Source organism: Rhodospirillales bacterium (genome assembly GCA_016872535.1).
Lineage (GTDB): Bacteria > Pseudomonadota > Alphaproteobacteria > Rhodospirillales > 2-12-FULL-67-15 > 2-12-FULL-67-15.
This window is the reverse complement of record VGZQ01000151.1, coordinates 1-2,189: the sequence shown is the minus strand read 5'-3', so window position 1 is coordinate 2,189 and position 2,189 is coordinate 1. Positions and strand designations below refer to the sequence as shown.

Here is a 2,189-nt window from a genome sequence, read left to right as displayed (position 1 = left end):
GAAGCGGGTCTGCCGTTCTGCCGGCCCGAGGGACGGATCCAACATGGCCTCGATCATGAGCGCGCGCTCGCGTTCCATGTTCTCAAGGGTGCCGGCGGTGGCCGCGCCGGCGGCAAGGGTTACGGCGAGACCAGCGAGAGTGAAAATCAGTGACTTGCGCATCGTTAAGCTCCTTCGGGTGATCGCGGGTTGTGAATCAATTGCTCATGAAGTACTGCACGGCTTGGGACGGCGCCGTCCGGTTCGGGGCCTCCCCGGCGGCCAGATCCGAATCGAGGGTCTCTTCGGCCAACGTCATGGCGTCGAGCGCCACCAGCTTGGCCATATGCCCGAGGATCACATCCTCCTGGTCGCGGATCGCCAGTTCGGACTGGGCCTCGGCCAGCATCTGGCGCAGATAGTCCTGCTTGGTGATCTGCTCGCCGTCGACGGTCGGCCCGGCATTCATCTTGTGGTTCTGGATGCGCGCCACCAGCTGCTCGATCGCGGCCACGTTCTCGGCGTATTTGACGGCATACTTGCTTTCCGGCGCGGTCCCCGTGCGGAACATCGCCATGTCGACGCTGGCGAGCGAGGATTCGAAGCGCGTCCGTGCCGCGTCCTGGCGCTTGATCAAGTCGCGCTTGGCCGGGGTCTCTCCCGCTTTGTCCTGGTTCAGGTTCTGGAGCATGTCGTCGAACAGGCGGACTTTGATCGCGGCATGCTTGCGCTGTAGCGCATTCTTGCGCGACATTAAATCGAGATAGGCTTTCTTCTCGGCCAGGAACTGATGGCGCAGCTCGGTGCGCACCTCGTCTTCGGCCTGATTGATCGCGTTCTTCAGATCGGCAAGCGTCTTGCCCTTGAGCCCGATTTCCTCGTCGGCACCCTGCAAAGCCGTGCCGAGCGCGGACTCGGCAAAATCGCGGTCGAGCGATTTCTTGAGATACGTCGCCGGCAGTTTGACCAGGCGTTCGCTCGATTGCGGACGCCAGTCGGGGCCGCTTTCCTTCGCCGCCGCCGGCGGAGAACCGGCGAGCGCGATCAGGACGGCGAGACCGACGGCAATCCGTAGCACCGGGCGGTCTTGGCTGGTTTGTTCGGTGCGCATGGGCGCTGTTCCTTTTCGTTCACAAGCGCGGATGTTCAGTTGCGTTTCCAGTAGTGCGCGCGCCGGATTTCGGCCTGCAGCTCCTCGCCGACGTTGACGGTCACGATCTCGCCGATCGCGGAGCGATCCTTGATCCCGAGCAGGATATCCATGGTATCGGTGAACGACGAGCCGTCGGCGTAGTAGAGATCGGCGCGCGGATAGGCCGTCTTGAGTTTCGCGAGACCCTCGCGCGCCTTGGCGATGTCGCCGCCCTTGAGGTGATTCTGCACGGCAAGGGCGTAGGCACGCATGCGCTCGTCCTCGGCAACCTTGGCCGCCTCGGGCCCGGCTTCGGCTTCGCACTTTTCAATCAGGCGCGCGCTCGCGAGATAGCGCGCGGGGGAGATATCCTTGCGGGCCTGGCGGTCGAGCTCGAGCGCTTCGTCGCGGCACTTGCGCCATTCGCGCGCCGCCGACATTTCGACGAACCGTGCTTCGCGGAAACCGATGCCTTCCTGCGGCGCGCCGCCGGTGTAGAGGCTACAGGCCGAGAGCGTCAGCGCCCCGACCGCCGCCAGCAGACCGGCGCGAAGGCTTGGCCGTGATTTCGTTGTCGTGAGCATAGCGTCAATCCTCCATTCGATTGCCTGGTCGGGTTATGCGGGAAGCAGACGGTGTTTTTCGCCGTGGGGAATCGCCTGATCGCCGATTGATGGCGCATTTCCAAAAAACCGCGGGAAATGGCCATTGATTCCCATCGCCGCCACGGAGCTTTCGGCCTGGACGATCCGCGAAAGGTCCACAAGTATGCTGCCGGCTGAGGTGCCCGCGCTTAACAAAAGACGCCGGATTTTCCTGGCTGCGCAAAAATCCCAGGCGCCTTCGAGCGCGATTACGTCCGTATCGCCGAATTCGTTGATTCTCCCGAACATGGCACCGTCCCCCCAGGCTTCACCCGGTTCCCTCCTCGGGATCCAACGCCAGGGTTATGGGGCGGGTAGACGGCCGTTTCGTCGGAAGAAAGAAAGCAACGCGGCGACAGCCGGCATTGCGGCTTAACAAATCCGCCGGGGGCTTCGCCCCCGGTCCCCCATAAGAGGTAAAGATGTAAAGACTC

At 63.1% G+C, this 2,189-nt stretch carries 3 protein-coding genes; all 3 read right to left on the bottom strand.

The window, feature by feature from the left end; genetic code table 11:
• Positions 1-196 precede the first annotated feature (196 nt).
• Genes FJ311_16245 through FJ311_16235 form a run of 3 tightly spaced genes read right to left on the bottom strand, consistent with a single transcriptional unit; the run spans position 197 to position 2,004 of the window.
• Positions 197-1,090 carry a hypothetical protein gene (locus tag FJ311_16245; GenBank protein ID MBM3952985.1) on the bottom strand — a complete coding sequence of 298 codons (894 nt, stop codon included), beginning with the start codon at positions 1,088-1,090 and terminating at the stop codon, positions 197-199.
• 35 nt (positions 1,091-1,125) lie between these two features.
• A complete protein-coding gene (locus FJ311_16240; GenBank protein ID MBM3952984.1) occupies positions 1,126-1,695 on the bottom strand; it encodes a hypothetical protein in 570 nt (189 codons plus the stop codon).
• A gap of 33 nt (positions 1,696-1,728) precedes the next feature.
• Positions 1,729-2,004, bottom strand: coding sequence for a hypothetical protein (locus FJ311_16235; GenBank protein ID MBM3952983.1), 276 nt, complete (start codon positions 2,002-2,004; stop codon positions 1,729-1,731).
• Between the last annotated feature and the right edge of the window lie 185 nt (positions 2,005-2,189).